11 protein-coding genes are annotated in these 16,473 nt (G+C 61.4%); 6 read left to right on the top strand and 5 right to left on the bottom strand.

All coding sequences use genetic code 11. The annotated features are described in order from the left end of the window. Positions 1-48 precede the first annotated feature (48 nt). On the top strand, positions 49-963 hold the full coding sequence (locus tag GGD50_RS13225) for a pyridoxal-phosphate dependent enzyme (protein WP_107109543.1): 915 nt from the start codon (positions 49-51) through the stop codon (positions 961-963). An 82-nt stretch (positions 964-1,045) separates the two neighbouring features. Here GGD50_RS13225 and hemA read toward each other — a convergent pair whose 3' ends face one another. From hemA to GGD50_RS13205, 4 genes are all read right to left on the bottom strand, one after another. Next, positions 1,046-2,257, bottom strand: coding sequence for a 5-aminolevulinate synthase (hemA, locus tag GGD50_RS13220; RefSeq protein ID WP_107109926.1), 1,212 nt, complete (start codon positions 2,255-2,257; stop codon positions 1,046-1,048). Positions 2,258-2,476: 219 nt separating this feature from the next. Beyond that, complete coding sequence (locus GGD50_RS13215) at positions 2,477-3,271, bottom strand: FAD binding domain-containing protein (protein ID WP_107109544.1); 795 nt, start codon at positions 3,269-3,271, stop codon at positions 2,477-2,479. Positions 3,272-3,291: 20 nt separating this feature from the next. Further along, on the bottom strand, positions 3,292-5,637 hold the full coding sequence (locus GGD50_RS13210; protein WP_107109545.1) for a xanthine dehydrogenase family protein molybdopterin-binding subunit: 2,346 nt from the start codon (positions 5,635-5,637) through the stop codon (positions 3,292-3,294). Positions 5,638-5,720: 83 nt separating this feature from the next. Continuing rightward, positions 5,721-6,209, bottom strand: coding sequence for a (2Fe-2S)-binding protein (locus GGD50_RS13205; protein WP_107109546.1), 489 nt, complete (start codon positions 6,207-6,209; stop codon positions 5,721-5,723). Between the two features lie 301 nt (positions 6,210-6,510). Between GGD50_RS13205 and GGD50_RS13200 the strand changes: the two genes are divergently transcribed. The 3 genes from GGD50_RS13200 (at position 6,511) to GGD50_RS13190 (ending at position 13,349) form a co-directional block, all read left to right on the top strand. Continuing rightward, complete coding sequence (locus GGD50_RS13200; protein WP_104824564.1) at positions 6,511-6,807, top strand: YMGG-like glycine zipper-containing protein; 297 nt, start codon at positions 6,511-6,513, stop codon at positions 6,805-6,807. A 365-nt stretch (positions 6,808-7,172) separates the two neighbouring features. Continuing rightward, positions 7,173-9,098 (top strand): autotransporter assembly complex protein TamA, encoded by a 1,926-nt coding sequence (locus tag GGD50_RS13195; RefSeq protein WP_181316106.1) that lies wholly within the window; start codon positions 7,173-7,175, stop codon positions 9,096-9,098. A 63-nt stretch (positions 9,099-9,161) separates the two neighbouring features. Beyond that, positions 9,162-13,349: a translocation/assembly module TamB domain-containing protein gene (locus GGD50_RS13190; RefSeq protein ID WP_107109548.1), complete on the top strand. Its 4,188-nt coding sequence runs from the start codon at positions 9,162-9,164 to the stop codon at positions 13,347-13,349. A gap of 230 nt (positions 13,350-13,579) precedes the next feature. On the opposite strand, the gene GGD50_RS13185 is transcribed toward GGD50_RS13190, so the two are convergent. Continuing rightward, positions 13,580-14,008 carry an Lrp/AsnC family transcriptional regulator gene (locus tag GGD50_RS13185; protein ID WP_107109549.1) on the bottom strand — a complete coding sequence of 143 codons (429 nt, stop codon included), beginning with the start codon at positions 14,006-14,008 and terminating at the stop codon, positions 13,580-13,582. Between the two features lie 197 nt (positions 14,009-14,205). Here GGD50_RS13185 and rocF point away from each other — a divergent pair, with 197 nt between their 5' ends. Then, positions 14,206-15,141 (top strand): arginase, encoded by a 936-nt coding sequence (rocF, locus tag GGD50_RS13180; protein WP_107109550.1) that lies wholly within the window; start codon positions 14,206-14,208, stop codon positions 15,139-15,141. A gap of 18 nt (positions 15,142-15,159) precedes the next feature. Beyond that, the gene (rocD, locus tag GGD50_RS13175; protein ID WP_107109551.1) at positions 15,160-16,362 is read left to right on the top strand and encodes an ornithine--oxo-acid transaminase; all 1,203 of its coding nucleotides are present in this window, start codon (positions 15,160-15,162) and stop codon (positions 16,360-16,362) included. Positions 16,363-16,473 lie beyond the last annotated feature (111 nt).

Raw genomic sequence — 16,473 nt, 5'->3', positions numbered from 1 at the left:
ACATATTTGATGGAGATCACCAACGTCGCGTTCCGGAGAAGGCATTCCATGGCACTGCATCTCGAAACTCCGCTGCTCGAATCCCCTTCCCTAAGCCTGGCGTCGGGCCGATCCGTCTGGTTGAAGATGGATGCGCTCCAGCCCCCTGGCTCCTTCAAGATCCGCGGCATAGGGGCGGCCTGTGAGCATCACGCCAGAAACGGAAAGCGCCGCTTCGTATCCTCTTCCGGAGGCAATGCCGGCATTGCGGTGGCCTATGCCGGACGCCGCCTCTCGATCCCGGTGTCGGTCTTCGTTCCGCAGACGACGACCGAACGGGCAAAATCGCTGATCCGCCAGGAGGGCGCCGAGGTCTTCGTCCATGGCGCGTCCTGGCAGGAGGCCAACGAGCGCGCGCTTGAGGCAGTCGATGCGGAAACCGCATTCATTCACCCGTTTGACGATCCGCTTCTGTGGACTGGGCATGCGACGATCATCGACGAGGTCGTCAACGCTGGCGTCGCGTTCGACGCGGTCGTTCTTTCGGTCGGCGGCGGCGGGCTTCTGGCTGGCGTTGCGGAAGGGCTTGACCGCAATGGCCTTAAAGGCGTCCCGATCATAGCGGCCGAAACCGAAGGCGCGGCGTCCCTCGCAGCCTCCGTGAAGGCCGGCAAACTCACCGAACTGCCTGCCATCACCAGCATCGCAACCTCGCTTGGCGCCCGAAAAGTCAGCCAGCGCGCCTTTGAGATCGCTCAGACCCTACCCGTCGAGAGCGTCGTCGTGGACGATCGCGCTGCCGTTAACGCGTGTATGCGCGTCCTCGACGATCATCGCGTGCTCGTGGAGCCGGCGTGTGGCGCAGCATTGGCGGTCGCCTATAGCCATGCCGATCGATTGGCAGGCTATGAGCGAGTCCTCATCGTGGTTTGCGGCGGGGCGACGGCTTCGCTCGCTCAGCTACAGGCCTGGCAAGCATCCTGATCATCACCCAGAATTCAAAAAGTCAGGGCGCGGAAACAACATTTCCGCGCCCTGACCAAAGAACAAAAATGTAAGCTTTTACTTACGCCACCGCGCGAGCGAGCGCACAGCGCGACCAGAGCGCATGCAGCGCGCCGACGAGATGCTCGATATCGGCATCCGAATGCAGCGGTGTCGGTGTGATGCGCAGGCGTTCGGTCTTCTTCGGCACGGTCGGATAATTGATCGGCTGGACGTAGACGCCCATATCGAGCAGCAGGTCCGAGATCCATTTGCACTTGGCAGCATCGCCGACCAAAACCGGCACGACATGGCTCGGGTTCGGCATATGCGGAATGCCGGCAGCGTCGAGCTGGGTACGCAGCCGGCGCACCCGGTCCTGATGGCGGGCACGTTCGAACTGGCTGACCTTCAGATGCCGGATCGAGGCGACGGCACCCGCCGCCAAGGCCGGCGGCAGCGATGTCGTGAAGATGAAGCCGGAGGCAAAGGAGCGGATGAAATCGCAAAGTGCGGTCGACGCAGCAATATAGCCGCCCATGACGCCGAAGGCCTTGCCGAGCGTGCCCTCGATCACCGTCAGCCGGTCCATCAGCCCTTCGCGCTCGGCAATGCCGCCGCCGCGCGGGCCATACATGCCGACGGCATGCACTTCGTCGAGATAGGTCATCGCCCCATATTGGTCGGCGAGATCGCAGATCTCCTTGATCGGCGCGATATCGCCATCCATCGAATAGACGCTCTCGAAGGCGATCAGCTTCGGCGCCTTCGGATCGGCGGCCTTCAGCTTGGCTTCGAGATCATTAAGGTCGTTGTGCTTCCAGATGACCTTGTCGCACTTGGCATAACGGATGCCCTCGATCATCGAGGCGTGGTTCAGCGCATCCGAGAAGATGATCAGCCCGGGGATCTTGGCGCCGAGCGTGCCGAGCGTCGCCCAGTTGGAGATATAGCCGGAGGTGAAGATCAGCGCGGATTCCTTGCCGTGCAGATCGGCAAGTTCCTGCTCCAAAAGAACATGGTGGTGGTTGGTGCCAGAAATATTCCGGGTGCCTCCCGCACCCGCGCCACAGTGATCGATCGCCTCTTTCATCGCTTCGATCACCTTGGGGTGCTGGCCCATGCCGAGATAGTCGTTCGAGCACCAGACCGTGACGTCCTTGGAGCCTTCCGGCGTATACCAGGTCGCACGCGGAAAGCTGCCGCGCTGACGCTCCAGATCGGCGAACACGCGGTAGCGGCCTTCCTGATGCAACGCGCCCAATTCGCCTTTGAAAAATGCTTCGAAATCCATCATCTGCTCCAGTACCATGCGACCGTTTTCATGATTGCCGATCTGCACGTCAACCCCTCCGCATCGCTTTAGCACTCGCTGCGGCAAATGGCCCTTAATTTTGAACAATTCCAGACAACAATTGTCAATCACCGAGAATTGACAATCTTGCCCCATCTCCGGAATAGCTGAAACCGGAAGGGCGGCCGAGCCGCCCTTCCGGCATTTTCCGCGCGAATTTTATGCTGCCGCGGTCGCGCGCTTGGCCATGACCTTGATCAAATTGGCACGATATTCGGCCGTGGCATGCAGATCAGACAGCAGCGTCGACGAATCAACGGCCGCGTTGGCGACCGCATCCGGTGACCAGTTCGCCGCGAGCGCTTGCTCCATCCCGCCGTGACGGAACACGCCATCAGAACCAGCGCCGGTGACTGCGACCCGCACGCCGTCCGCTCCCTTGGCAACGAAAACGCCGGTCATGGCGTAGCGCGAAGCCGGATTGGGGAACTTGGCATAGCCGGCCTTTTCCGGCGCCTCGAAGGTGATGGTGGTAATCAGCTCACCCTCTTCCAGTGCCGTTTCGAACAGACCGGTGAAGAAATCATCGGCTGCGATCTGACGCCGGTCGGTCACGATGGTAGCCCCCAGGCCCAGCATGGCCGAAGGATAGTCTGCCGCCGGGTCGTTATTGGCGACCGAGCCGCCGATCGTGCCCATATGGCGGACATGCGGATCGCCGATCATGCCGGCAAGATCACAGAGCGCCGGGCAGACGGCGCGAATCGCCGCCGAGGAGGCGACCTCCGCATGTGTCGTCGCAGCGCCGATCGTGACCCTGCGACCATCGACGCGGATGCCCTTCAGCGCCGGGATATGCCTGAGATCGACGAGATCGCTCGGCGAAGCCAGACGCTGCTTCATGGTGGCGATCAGCGTCATGCCGCCGGAGACATATTTGCCCTCCGGCATACCGGACAGAAGCTTGACGGCTTCGTCGACCGAGGAGGCGCGGTGATAGTTGGTTGCATACATGGTTTTCTCCTCCCCTTGTCTCAGGCCACGACCCGTGCCGCTTCCCACACCTTCAGCGGCGTGGCGGGCATGGCCAGGGCATTATTGCCGATCGCATCGGTGATGGCGTTGATCAGCGCCGGCGGAGAGCCGATGGCGCCCGCCTCGCCGCAGCCCTTGACCCCTAGCGGATTGTTCGGGCAGGGCGTGTTTTGATGCGACAGATTGAAGGACGGCAGATCGTCGGCGCGCGGCATGGCGTAGTCCATGAAGCTCGCCGTCAGCAACTGGCCGTTGGCATCGTAATGCACGGCCTCGAGTAGTGCCTGACCGACACCCTGCGCGATACCGCCATGCACCTGACCTTCGACAATCATCGGATTGATGATATTGCCGAAATCGTCAGCAGCGACGAACTGGATAATGTCGGTCTTGCCGGTTTCCGGATCGACCTCGACTTCGCAGATGTAGCAGCCGGCCGGGAAGGTGAAGTTGGCCGGATCGTAGAAGGCGGTTTCCTTCAGGCCCGGCTCCATGCCGGCGGGGAGATTATGCGCAGTGTAGGCCGCCAGCGCCACCTGGAACCAGGGCAGCGACTTGTCGGTGCCGGCGACTTTGACCTCGCCGTTCTCAATGACGATATCGCTCTCGTCGGCCTCCATCAGATGCGCGGCGATCTTCTTCGCCTTGGCTTCCACCTTGTCGAGCGCCTTCACCACGGCGGACATGCCGACCGCACCGGAGCGTGAGCCATAGGTGCCCATGCCCATCTGCACTTTGTCGGTGTCGCCGTGAACGATCGACACGCTGTCGATCGGCACGCCGAACCGTTCGGCGACGAGCTGTGCGAATGTCGTCTCATGACCCTGGCCATGGCTGTGCGAACCGGTAAGCACCTCGACGGTGCCGACGGCATTCACCCGCACTTCCGCCGATTCCCACAAGCCGACACCGGCGCCGAGCGAACCGACCGCCTGAGAAGGCGCGAGCCCGCAGGCCTCGATATAGCAGCTCATGCCGATGCCGCGCTTCATGCCGCGCGCCTCCGCCGCGGTCCTGCGAGCGGGAAAACCGTTCCAATCAGCCTGCTCCATGGCGGCATCCAGCGATGCCTCGTAGTTGCCGGCGTCATAATTCATGATGACCGGCGTCTGATGGGGGAAGGAGCGGACGAAATTGGTTCGCCTGAGTTCCGCCGGTGAAACGCCGAGTTCGCGCGCCGCCGTTTCGACGGTGCGCTCCAGAAGATAGGTCGCCTCCGGACGCCCTGCACCGCGATAAGCATCGACCGGCACCGTATTGGTATAGACGGTGCGAACATTGGCGTGGATCGCCGGGATCGCATATTGGCCCGATAGCAGCGTCGCATAGAGGTAAGTCGGCACGCACGAGGAGAAGAGCGACATATAGGCGCCAAGATTGGCGATGGTATCGACTTTCAACGCCGTGATGCGGTTTTGGGCATCGAAGGCCATCTTCACCTTGGAGACATGGTCGCGGCCGTGAGCATCGGTCAGGAATGCCTCGGTGCGGTCGGCCGTCCATTTGACCGGCACACCGGTCTTCTTCGACGCCCAGAGACAGACGATCTCCTCGGGATAGATATAGATCTTCGAGCCAAAGCCACCGCCGACATCCGGCGCGATGACGCGCAGCTTGTTTTCCGGCGCGACATTGTAGAAAGCGCTCATGACCAGCCGCGCCACATGCGGGTTCTGGCTGGTGGTGTAGCACGTATAGTGATCGTCGCCGGCATCATAGATGCCGAGGGTCGCGCGCGGCTCCATGGCATTCGGCGACAGGCGGTTGTTGTGGATTTCGAGCTCCGTGACATGGGCCGCTTCGACGATCGCCTTGTCGGTTGCGGCGGCGTCGCCGAGTTCCCAGTCGAAGATCAAATTGCCGGCCGCTTCCGGATGAAGCTGCGGCGCGCCAGGCTTCAGCGCTTCGACCGCCTCGATAACGGCGGGAAGCTCTTCATAGTCCACCACGACGGCTTCGGCCGCATCGCGGGCCTCGCCCAGCGAATCGGCCACGACGATCGCCACGGCATCGCCGACATAGCGCACGGTATCGACCGCCAGCGGCCGCCAGGCGCCCATCTTCATCGGCGTGCCGTCCTTGGAGTGGATCATCCAGCCGCAGATGAGATTGCCGATGCCATCGGCCAGCAATTGCTTACCGTCCAGTACGCCGATCACGCCCGGCATGGCCAAAGCGGCCGAGGCGTCGATGCCGGTGAACTTCGCATGCGCATGCGGGCTGCGGACGAAATAGGCATATTTCATGCCCGGCGCCATCATATCGTCGGTATAGCGCCCCTTGCCCGTCAGAAATCTCTTGTCTTCCTTGCGCGCGACGCGCGCACCAATGCCTTCAACGCCCATGATATCCTCCCATTGGGGTTCCGGGGTCGGCAATCCGCCAAGATAACGGTCGTTGGCGTTCGCCAGACAATCTCGGTGAAATCTTATTCGGCCGCCTGCTTGGCGGCGTGCATCGCAGCATTGGCAGAAAGGACTGCCTTGACGATATTGTGGTAGCCGGTGCAGCGACAGATATTGCCTTCGAGCTCGGCACGTACCGTTTCTTCGTCCAGCATGCCGCCATGGCGGTTAATCATGTCGACGGCCGTCATCACCATGCCGGGCGTGCAGAAGCCGCATTGCAGGCCGTGATGCTCCTTGAAGGCAGCCTGAACAGGATGCAATTCGCCATTGGCGACTAGACCCTCAATGGTTGTAATATCCGAGCCCGACGCCTGCACGGCCAGGACCGAACAGCTCTTGACCGATTTGCCATCCATATGAATCACGCAGGCGCCGCATTGGGTCGTATCGCAGCCGACATGGGTTCCCGTCAGGCCAAGCTTTTCCCTGATGAAATGGACGAGCAGCGTGCGATCCTCGCATTCGCCACTGACCGTCCGGCCGTTCACCGTCAACGTCACTTTTGACATATTTTCCTCCTCGCCTCTCCTCCAGAGGCAACAGCCATCATTTGACTTTTTTGTAGTGCGATCAACCTCTACTTTAGAAAGACTGCGGATTTTTCTCCCGCCCGCTTCCTTTTGTTTACTGAATGCAGAAACAGCAAGTTTAGCACCAAAAAAACCGCAAGTGCCCAGTAGACAAACATATTTTGCACGATATTTCTTCGTAGCTGCAGGACTGCAAGGACAGCCCATCGCGGTGGAGCTGGAAAAATTGGGGACGGCGTTGGCCGGGGGTACCGGCTTAACTAACGTTGGAGAGAATTAAATGAAGAAAGCTCTTATGCTCGCACTGGTCGGCTTGTCTATCGCAAGCTGCACCCCGACTGAACAAGGCGCCGGCATCGGCGCTGCGTCCGGCGCCATCATCGGCGGCGCCGTTACCGGCAATGTCCGCGGTGCAGCCGTCGGCGCCGCGATTGGCGGTGTTTCGGGTGCGGTAATCGGCAGCGTCGCCGAACAGCCCGGCCAGTGCTACTACCGTGACCGCTATGGCCGTCGCTACATCGACGATTGCCCGCGCGGCGGCTATCGTCGCAGCTACTATGATGGCGGCGGTTACTGATCCAATACGAATTGAGATACCGAAGTCCCGGGCCTGAGGTCCGGGACTTTTTGATTCCGGCTCACCGCCTTTTCATCTGTAAGAGGTGCAAAGCGGACGTCGTACCAAGGGAAATGACGCCAATTTCAACGCTGGATCGAAGCAATGACCATGGGAGCGACGACCGCCATTTGCTCCCTAAAGAGCATTGAAACAGCCCTAAGTCCCGGACGAAAATCCGGGATTTTTCATTTCCGCGTCGGTCTTTTGCATGTTTTTGAGTCTAAAAAGGTACACGCGGGACGCTTTTGCCTCTATGGTGCCCGCGCGTTAACCTGGGGGAAACGCCAAACTGAGAAAGTTCTTATATAACCGTAAAGCGGCGTATGCATAAAAGAACTGGTCCGAGGAAGGGTATTGCGTATCGGCGAGCAGGCACCGTAATGGCGGTTGCGGCAGCGATTGTGCTCGGCCCGCTCTATGCCGGAAACGCCTTTGCCTTCAAGCTGTTCGGCATGACGCTTTGGGGCGAGGACGATACGACGGATGAGGTTTCCGATCCCGTCCATTACACCGTCGATTTCAAGACTGATAATCTCGACAAGGATCTCAAGGAGGCTCTGACCGAGAGCTCCATGCTGGTTTCGGACAAGAAGAAACCAGTCTCCGGCGATCTCGGCGTCGTCATCAAGGCGCGCGATGATCGCGACCGGTTGATCGCCACTCTCTATGAAAAAGCGCGCTATGGCGGCGTGGTCACCATCACCATCAATGGCACCAATCTCGATGCGCTGCCGCCCAATCCCACCTTCGGCCGTTCGAAACCGGTCGCCGTCACCATCAGCGTCGATCCCGGCCCGATCTTCACGCTCGGCAAGATCAGCCTGCTCGGCGACGCCCGCAGCCTCGATCCCGCCAGCTATGGGCTTGTGCCCGGCGGCGATGCCGGCTCACTGACGATCCTGAAGGCCGGCGACAAGATCGTTGCCGACTTCAAGAACCAGGGCCATCCGCTCGCCAACCTGATCAAGCGCGATGTTGTCGCCGATCACGACACCCAAAGGGTCGATGTCTCGCTGAGCGTCGAAAGTGGTCCCATGGCGCCCATCGGCAATGTCGGCGTCAGCGGCCAGAAATCGGTCGATCCGGATTTCATCAAGCGCTATGCCCGCATCAATGAGGGCAAGCCCTATTCGCCGGACGAACTGAAGAAAGCATCCGACCGCCTGCGCAAGCTCGGCGTCTTTTCCAGTGTCACCATCCGCGAGGCCGACAAACTCGCCCCGGACGGCAGCATTCCCATGACCATCGAAGTGTCCGAGGGCAAACAGCGCTATTTCGGCGTCGGCGCGCAATATTCCACCATCGACGGTTTCGGCGTCCAGGGCTATTGGGGCCATCGCAACCTGACCGGCCGGGCGGATTCGCTGCGCATCGAAGGATCGGTTTCCCGTATCGGCGAAACGACGGATGTCGGCCAACTCGACTATAGCGCCGGCATTACCTATGTCCGGCCCGCGACCTTCTATCCCTCGGCAACCTTCACCGCCGGCCTGAAGATGCAAAGCCTGCATCCGGACGCCTACGATGCCAATACCGTCACTGCGAGCGCCGACCTTGCCTACGAGCTGTCAGATCAGGATACCGTCTCCGGCGGCGGCGAAGTGAGCTATGAGCAAGACACCACCGACGCCTATGGCGATCAGAAATTTCTGACGCTGGCGATCCCGCTGGAATATGTCAGGGACACGCGCGACAACAAGCTGGATCCGACCGAGGGCTACCGCGCCTCGATCAGCGCCAAGCCGAGCTATGAAACAATGGGCGGAACGGTGTTCAGCTCCTTCGAGGGCTCGATTTCCGGCTATCAGGGCGTCGGCGCCAACGATAATGTCGTCTTCGCCGGAAAGCTTTCCCTCGGCTCGCTGATCGGTTCCAACGGTATCTCGGATATTCCGGCGACCCGGCGCTTCTATGCCGGCGGTGGCGGCTCGGTGCGCGGCTACGCCTACCAGGAAATCACACCCTATAACTCCAATGGCGATGCGCTCGGCGGCCGCTCCTATGCCACTGCCTCCATTGAAGCCCGCGTCAAGATCACCGACAAGATCGGCATCGTGCCCTTCGTCGACATGGGCAGCGTCACCGGCAGCACTTTTCCTGACTTTTCCGATGTTCGCATTGGCGCGGGCGTCGGTGTGCGCTACGCTACACCCTTCGGTCCCATCAGGCTCGACGTCGCCGTCCCTCTCAGGAAATATGAGAACGGTACGGCATACGGCATCTATGCCGGCATCGGTCAGGCCTTCTGACAAGCCGTACAGTCGCAGACGGTTCAGCACGCGGTTAGAAAAATTGAGGTTACTGTCGCTCTCATGAGCATGTTGATTCGAATTGTCGGGAGATTGGTGCGCCTCATCGCCTATGCGGTCGTGGCAGTCCTCGTGCTCGCGATCGCCGCCGTGCTCGTCGTCGGCTTTGTGCCGGCCGCGAGCAGCTATGCCGTCGATCAGGTAGCAAAGCTCGTCTCGACGCCTGACCAGACCATTACGATTGCCGCGCCGTCTGGCCTCTTGACCGGTAACCTCCGTGTCGGTTCGATTGCGGTTGCCGATACCAAGGGCACGTTCGCGAAGGTCCAGAATCTCGCCGTCGATTGGTCGCCGATCTCGCTGCTGACCGGCACGTTCCATGCTGAGCGCGTTGCCGCCGACGCCGTCGATTTTCAGCGCTTGCCGGTTTCCACGGCAAAAGCGTCGGCGGAGCCGCAGGCGACGACTGAAAGCAAGGGCTTTTCTCTGCCCATCGCTGTCGATATCGGCGCCATCGCCTTGCCGAATCTTCGCATCGGGCAGGCCGTTGCCGGCCAGGATTTCGCGCTTGCCGCCAGTGGCAGCGTCAAGGCGAACAGCAGCAGTGTCGACCTCATCCTGGATGCCAATCGCCAGGATGTCCCCGATGCCAAGCTCTCCACCAATATTGCCTTTGCTCCGGCCGAAAACCGCCTGAACCTGAAGGCCGAAATCGCCGAACCGCGCGATGGCATGCTCGCCGGAATGCTGCATCTGCCGGGTGGCCCGGCGATCAATATCAACCTCTCCGGCGAAGGCCCCTTGTCGAACTGGGCCGGCAAACTGCAGGCCGCGCTCGACGGCAAACCGACGGTATCGATCGATGGCCGTCACGCCATCTCTGCCGACGGGCTGCATCATATCGACGTCAAAGGCGGCGGCGACGTCGATTCGCTGTTGCCGCCGACCTTCCGACCCCTCTTCACCGGCCAGACGACGATCGACCTTGCCACCACCTTCGACGGCAAGGGCAAGATCGACATCCAGACCGGCAATCTCGCCACCGGCAGTGTCGTCATCGCCGCCTCCGGCACGCTCGATCCCGCCGGCAACAACAGCCTCAACGCCAACCTGCTCGGCACATCAGGGCCTGTGGATTTCCGCTGGCCGATGGAAGGCGGTGAGGCACGGGCGATGATCTCGCGTATCGATGTCGCGTTGACGGGCCAGGCGCAGGCGGTGAAGATCGACGCCAAGGCTTCGCTCGACAGCGCCAGCACGCCACAAGGCCATATCGGCCAGGTGAACCTCAGCGCCAAGAGTGACGCTTTCAACCTGACCAGCGGCTCCGGCCCGCTGCAGCTTCGCCTCGTGGTCGGCCAGACCGCGTTCATCAGCCCCGATCTCAACCGCTTGATCCGCGCGCCGGTCGCGCTGACGGCGCCCCTGCAGCTTTCTCCCGACACGATCGGCTTCAACAATACGACGCTGGAAAGCGCCAGCATCGGCGGCACCGTCAATGGCAAATATACACTGTCGTCGAAGTCGCTCACCGGCAACTTCAAGATCTTTGCCCTGCCCGCCGTACTGCCGGACGGAGTGTCCGATAAGTTCGAGGGGACGATTTCACTCGAAGGCCAGGTCGCCGGCACGGTGCCGACGAAGATGAATCTCTCCAACCTGGCCCTGAAATCCAATGTCGGCGAAATCAACGGCAGTGCCGCGCTCGATGGCCAGACTCTGACATCGGAGATCACCGGCAAACTGCTCGATCTCTCCAAGCTCGTTCCGAATGCCGAAGGACAGGCGGACATCGGCCTCAAGGCCAAGGGTCCGCTGGCCGCGCTCGGCATTGACGCGACGGTAAAGGCCGTCAACGTCAAGTTGGCAGGCCGCCTGCTGGACACGCTCGATATAGCGCTCACCGGAACCGCCGATCCGAATGCGCCGCAGGCGAGTGTACGGGCAAACGGCGCCATCGACGGCAAACCGATCAGCATTACAGCCGATGCGACCTCGCAGAACGGCCGCACCAGCGTTCCGAAGCTCGCCGTCGAAGTTGGCGCCAACAAGCTGCAGGGCAATCTGGATCTTTCGCCAAGTTTCGAACCCTCAGGCGCGTTGACCTTCAATCTGCCTGACCTCAGCCTGCTTGCCGCCCTGGCCGGACAGAAGGCTGACGGCGATCTCAAAGGCTCGATCGATCTCTCCAGCGCCAATGGCAAGATCGGCCTGAAGGTCGATGCGAGCGGCAACGGCATCCGCCGCGACGATCTCTCGATCACCAAACCGGCCATCGCGTTGACCGTCGATGATCTCAAGGCCTTTTCTGCCAATGGCAGCATCCGCGCCGACGCCATCGCCTCCGGCGCCAACCGCATTACCGATCTCGGGCTGACGTTCACGCAGCAGGGCAACCGCACGGTTTTCGATCTCAAATCGAACTATGACAATGCGCCGCTGACCGCCAATGGCAATGTCGAAACCGGCGGCGGCCAGACGGTCGTCAGCCTCGACAATTTCGCCGGCGCGCCGCGCACCATCCCGGTCAAGCTGGCATCGCCGACCAAGATCGTCGTCAAGGACGGCACGGCAACACTGAGCGGCCTGACGATCCGGACCGGCAGCGGCTCGGTCACGGTCAGCGGCACGGCCGGACAGATGCTGAATATCACCGCCGAGATCGCCAACCTGCCCGCCAGCCTTGCCAATGTCTTCGCGCCGACGCTTGCGGCAGAAGGCGCGATTTCCGGCAAGGTGACGGTGACCGGCAAGCCGGCAGCACCCGTCGTCGCCTTTCAGACCAATTGGTCGGGTGCGGCGACCAGCCAGACGAAATCTGCCGGCCTCGGCCCGCTCGGCATCAAGGCGAACGGCCGGTTCGCCAACAATAGCGTCACCATCGACACGAACCTCACGGGCCAGAATGGCCTAGCGCTCAACGGCGGCGGCACTGTCGCCGTTGCCGGCAACAAGGCCTTGGCGATGAAATTCTCCGGCACCCTGCCCTTCGACGCGGTGGCCGGACAGCTTGCCGCGCAGGGTCTCAGCATGACGGGCGCAGCAAAGATCGATATTCAGATCGCCGGCACGACCGCGGCACCCGCCGTCACCGGCACCATCTCCACCGATGGCTCCAAGCTCGTCGATGTCCGCCGCAACCTCACCCTCAACGGCCTCGCCGTCAGCATTACGCTCGACGGCAGACAGGCAGTGATCTCGCGGCTCAATGGCAATCTCGCCAGCGGCGGCAGCGTATCGGCAAGCGGCACGGTCGGCATTGCTCCGGACAGCGGCTTTCCCGCCGATATCCAGTTGAAATTCAATGATGCCACCTATGTCGACGGCACGCTGGTGACTGCGACCATCAACGGTACGCTCGCCATCAAGGGTCCATTGCTGACTGCACCGGTGCTCACCGGTAGTCTGAAGCTCAGCAAGGCATCGATCACCGTGCCGGAAAAGCTGCCGGCCTCGCTGTCCGAGATCAATATCAAACACAGGAACGCACCGGCCGCCGTCAGCGCCCAGTTCAGGGACCAGAAGCCGCAAGGCCCGCGCGATAAGTCCACCACTCTCGGCATCGACCTGCAACTCGACGCGCCCTCGCAGATCTTCGTCCGAGGTCGCGGCATCGATGCGGAACTCGGCGGTAACATCACTGTGCGCGGCACGGCAGCGGATCCGATCGTCTCCGGCGGTTTCACCATGAGGCGCGGGCGCCTGACCATCCTCAGCCGCCGCCTGGATTTCACCAATTCCAGCAAGATCACCTTTGGTGGCGACCTGACGCCCGCCCTCGACATGGAAGCGACGTCGAGCGTGAATTCCACCACCATCACCGTCGACGTCACGGGTCTGGCGACCGACCCGAAAATCAGTTTTTCCTCCTCGCCTGCCCTGCCGCAGGATGAGGTGCTGGCGCAACTGATCTTCGGCCAATCAATGTCGAAGCTTTCGGCCCTGCAGATCGCCCAGCTTGCCGATGCCGCAAGCCAGCTCGCCGGCGGCCGCTCCACCTCCTTGTTCGAGGGCCTGCGCAGCCATCTCGGCGTCGACGATCTCGACATCACGACCGACTCGAAGGGCCAGGCCCAGGTCGGCGCCGGCAAATATCTGAACAAGCGCACCTATATCGAGCTGCAGCAGGGCGCCTCCAACAACACCAAGGCGATCATCAACCTCGACGTCGGACGCGGCGTCAAGCTGCGGGGCGCAGCCGGCTCGGATGGCGCAGGCGAAGCCGGGATTGTTTATGAGCATGAGTATTGAAGGGCTCACGCGACTTTCTCTTCAAGCCGATCCGCGGCCACCTCGCCCTTCGAGGCCTTGCCGCTTTCGCTAACGCTCAAACGTCAAAGCACCTCAGAGTGAGGTGGAGAGAGTTTTGGGCGCGCGCAAAAGATCAGTCCTCACCCTGAGGTGCGGAAGCCTCCTGAGCTTGTCGAAGGGGCTGGAGCCTCGAAGGGCGAGGACGGGTGGTCTCCCCCTGGCAAGGATGATCAAAACCCCATCTTGCTCGTCTTCAGCAAGATATTGGACTCTGTCGTGTTGATACCGTTGATCAGGCGAATCCGGCGCAGCGTTTCGTCGAAGGAGGCGAGGTCGCGGTCTTCCAGTTCGGCGATGAAATCCCATTTGCCGTTGGTGCTGTGCAACGCCCTCACCTGCGGCAGGCCGCGAAGCTGATCGGCGACCTTATCCGCCAATTTGCCGAGCACCTCGATCATGACGATGGCGCGCACGCCGGCGGAGCGGGTCTCGTGGCCGGTTCGGATGGTAAAGGCGGTGATGGTGCCGTTGTCGACTAACCGTTCGATGCGCGCCGTCACCGTGGCGCGCGAGGCGCCCGTCGTTGCCGCCAGTGATGAGACGGAGGTGCGGGCATTGTGGCGCAGCGCGCTCAGGAGGTCGCGATCAAGGTCATCCATGGGCTTATCATTCTGCTAAATCATACTAGTCAATCTGTCGAAGACTACTCGATTTTTGACAATTTTCCATCTTTTTGCTGTCATCTCCCTCGTTGATAATCGGGATCAACAACCAACCTGAATCTGGGATAACGCACAGGTCTTTCCGAAAACCGCTTCGTATTTTTCGGGGCCAATTGCTGATTGGAGCGCTGCCGATGAACGTAGAATCCACATCCATCACCCTGATCGGCGTTCCGCTCGAGGAAGGCTCCGGCCGCCGCGGCGCCGGCATGGGCCCGACAGCCCTGCGCATCGCCGGCATCGAGACGATGCTGACCGAACTCAACCATCGTGTCACAGACAGCGGCGACCTGCATCCGGCCCCCGCCGCCGATCTGCCGGACCATCCGAAGGCACATAATCTGAAGGTTGTTGGCGCCTTCACCCGTGCCCTGGAAGCCAAGGTCTACGACGTTGCCTCATCCGGTAGCTTTCCGCTGATCCTGGGCGGTGATCACAGCCTCTCCATGGGCAGCGTCTCCGGCATGGCCCGCCATGCCGCCGAGGTCGGCCGGCCGCTGTTCGTGCTCTGGCTGGATGCGCATTCGGACTTCAACTCCCCGGCCACATCGCCGTCGGGCAATATTCACGGCATGCCGGTCGCCTTCTTCTGCGGCGAAGCCGAGATTGCGGATATCCTGCCGGCCTCCCGCCCGCTGGTCGATCCGAAGAAGGTATTCCAGGTCGGCATACGCTCCGTCGACCCGCACGAGCGCCAGGAAATCCGCGAGCACGGCGTCAACGTCTTCGATATGCGCTCCCTCGACGAGCAGGGCGTGGCCGCGATCATGCGCCGGGTGCTCGATACGATCAGCGCCGCCAACGGCCTGCTGCATGTCAGCTTCGACGTCGATTTCCTCGATCCGGATATCGCGCCGGGTGTCGGGACGACGGTACCCGGCGGCGCGACCTTCCGCGAAGCCCATCTCATCATGGAAATGCTGTCCGACAGCGGCCTCGTCTCGTCGCTCGATCTGGTCGAGCTCAATCCGTTCCTCGACGATCGCGGCAAGAGCGCCCGCGTCCTGGTGGAAATGACGGCGAGCCTCTTCGGACGGCGCATTTTCGATCGCCCGACAAGGGCAGCATAGGTCTGGGGGGAAATTATCATGAGCGTATCGACCGATCTCATCGCCACCGAACAGCGCCTCGGCGCCCATAATTACAAGCCGCTCGACGTCGTGCTGACCCGCGGCGAAGGCGTCTATGTCTGGGATACCGACGGCAAGCGCTATCTCGATTGTCTCTCTGCCTATTCGGCGGTCAACCAGGGCCATTGCCATCCGAAGATCCGCGAAGCGATGATCGAGCAGGCCGGTAAGCTGACGCTTACCTCCCGCGCCTTCCGCAACGACCAGCTCGCCTATCTCTACGAAGAGTTGGCGGCGCTGACCGGCTCGCACAAGATCCTGCCGATGAACTCCGGCGCCGAGGCCGTCGAGACGGCGATCAAAGCCGTGCGCAAATGGGGCTACGAGGTGAAGGGCGTTCCGGAAAACCAGGCGGAAATCATCGTCTGCTCCAACAATTTTCACGGCCGGACGCTCAGCATCATCAGCTTCTCCACCGATCCGGATGCCCGTACCGGCTTCGGCCCCTATACGCCAGGCTTCCGCACCGTTCCCTTCGGCGATGCCAACGCCCTTGCCGCAGCTATCAACAAAAACACCGTCGCAGTGCTGATCGAGCCGATCCAGGGCGAGGCTGGGGTCATCATTCCCGCACCCGGCTACTTCACCCGCGTGCGGGAACTCTGCACCGTCAACAACGTCACCCTTATCCTCGATGAGATCCAGACGGGCCTCGGCCGCACCGGCAAGCTGCTCGCCGAAGAGCATGAGGGCATCGAGGCCGACGTGACGCTGATCGGCAAAGCCCTGTCGGGCGGTTTCTACCCCGTCTCCGCCGTGCTCTCCAATTCTGAAGTCCTCGGCGTCTTGAAGCCCGGCCAGCATGGTTCCACCTTCGGCGGTAATCCGCTGGCCTGCGCCGTCGCTCGCGCCGCGCTGCGCGTGCTCACCGAGGAGGGCATGATCGAGAATGCCGCCGTCATGGGCGATTATTTCCTCGAAGGCCTACGTTCGATCCGCTCGAATATCGTGAAGGACGTGCGCGGCCGCGGCCTGATGATGGCAGTAGAGCTGGTGCCGGAAGCCGGCGGGGCACGGCAATATTGCTATCAGCTCAAGGATCTCGGCCTGCTCGCCAAGGATACGCACGATCACACGATCCGCCTTGCGCCTCCATTGGTCATCACCCGCGATCAGGTCGATTGGGCGCTGGAACAGATCGATAAGGTGCTGGCTCAATAGGCCAGCCCTTGGAGCCTGATCCAAAATTAAGTTGAATGGTATCAGCGGCTTATTCTTGACGGATGCCCAATTCGTTGATTCTGCGGTTTTGCTAAATACCGGAGGAGATCG

Origin of the sequence: Martinezella paranaensis, assembly GCF_014200235.1 — a bacterium.
GTDB lineage: Bacteria > Pseudomonadota > Alphaproteobacteria > Rhizobiales > Rhizobiaceae > Rhizobium > Rhizobium paranaense.
Note: the sequence above shows the minus strand (reverse complement) of the source record. Positions and strands in the feature narration are given on the sequence as shown.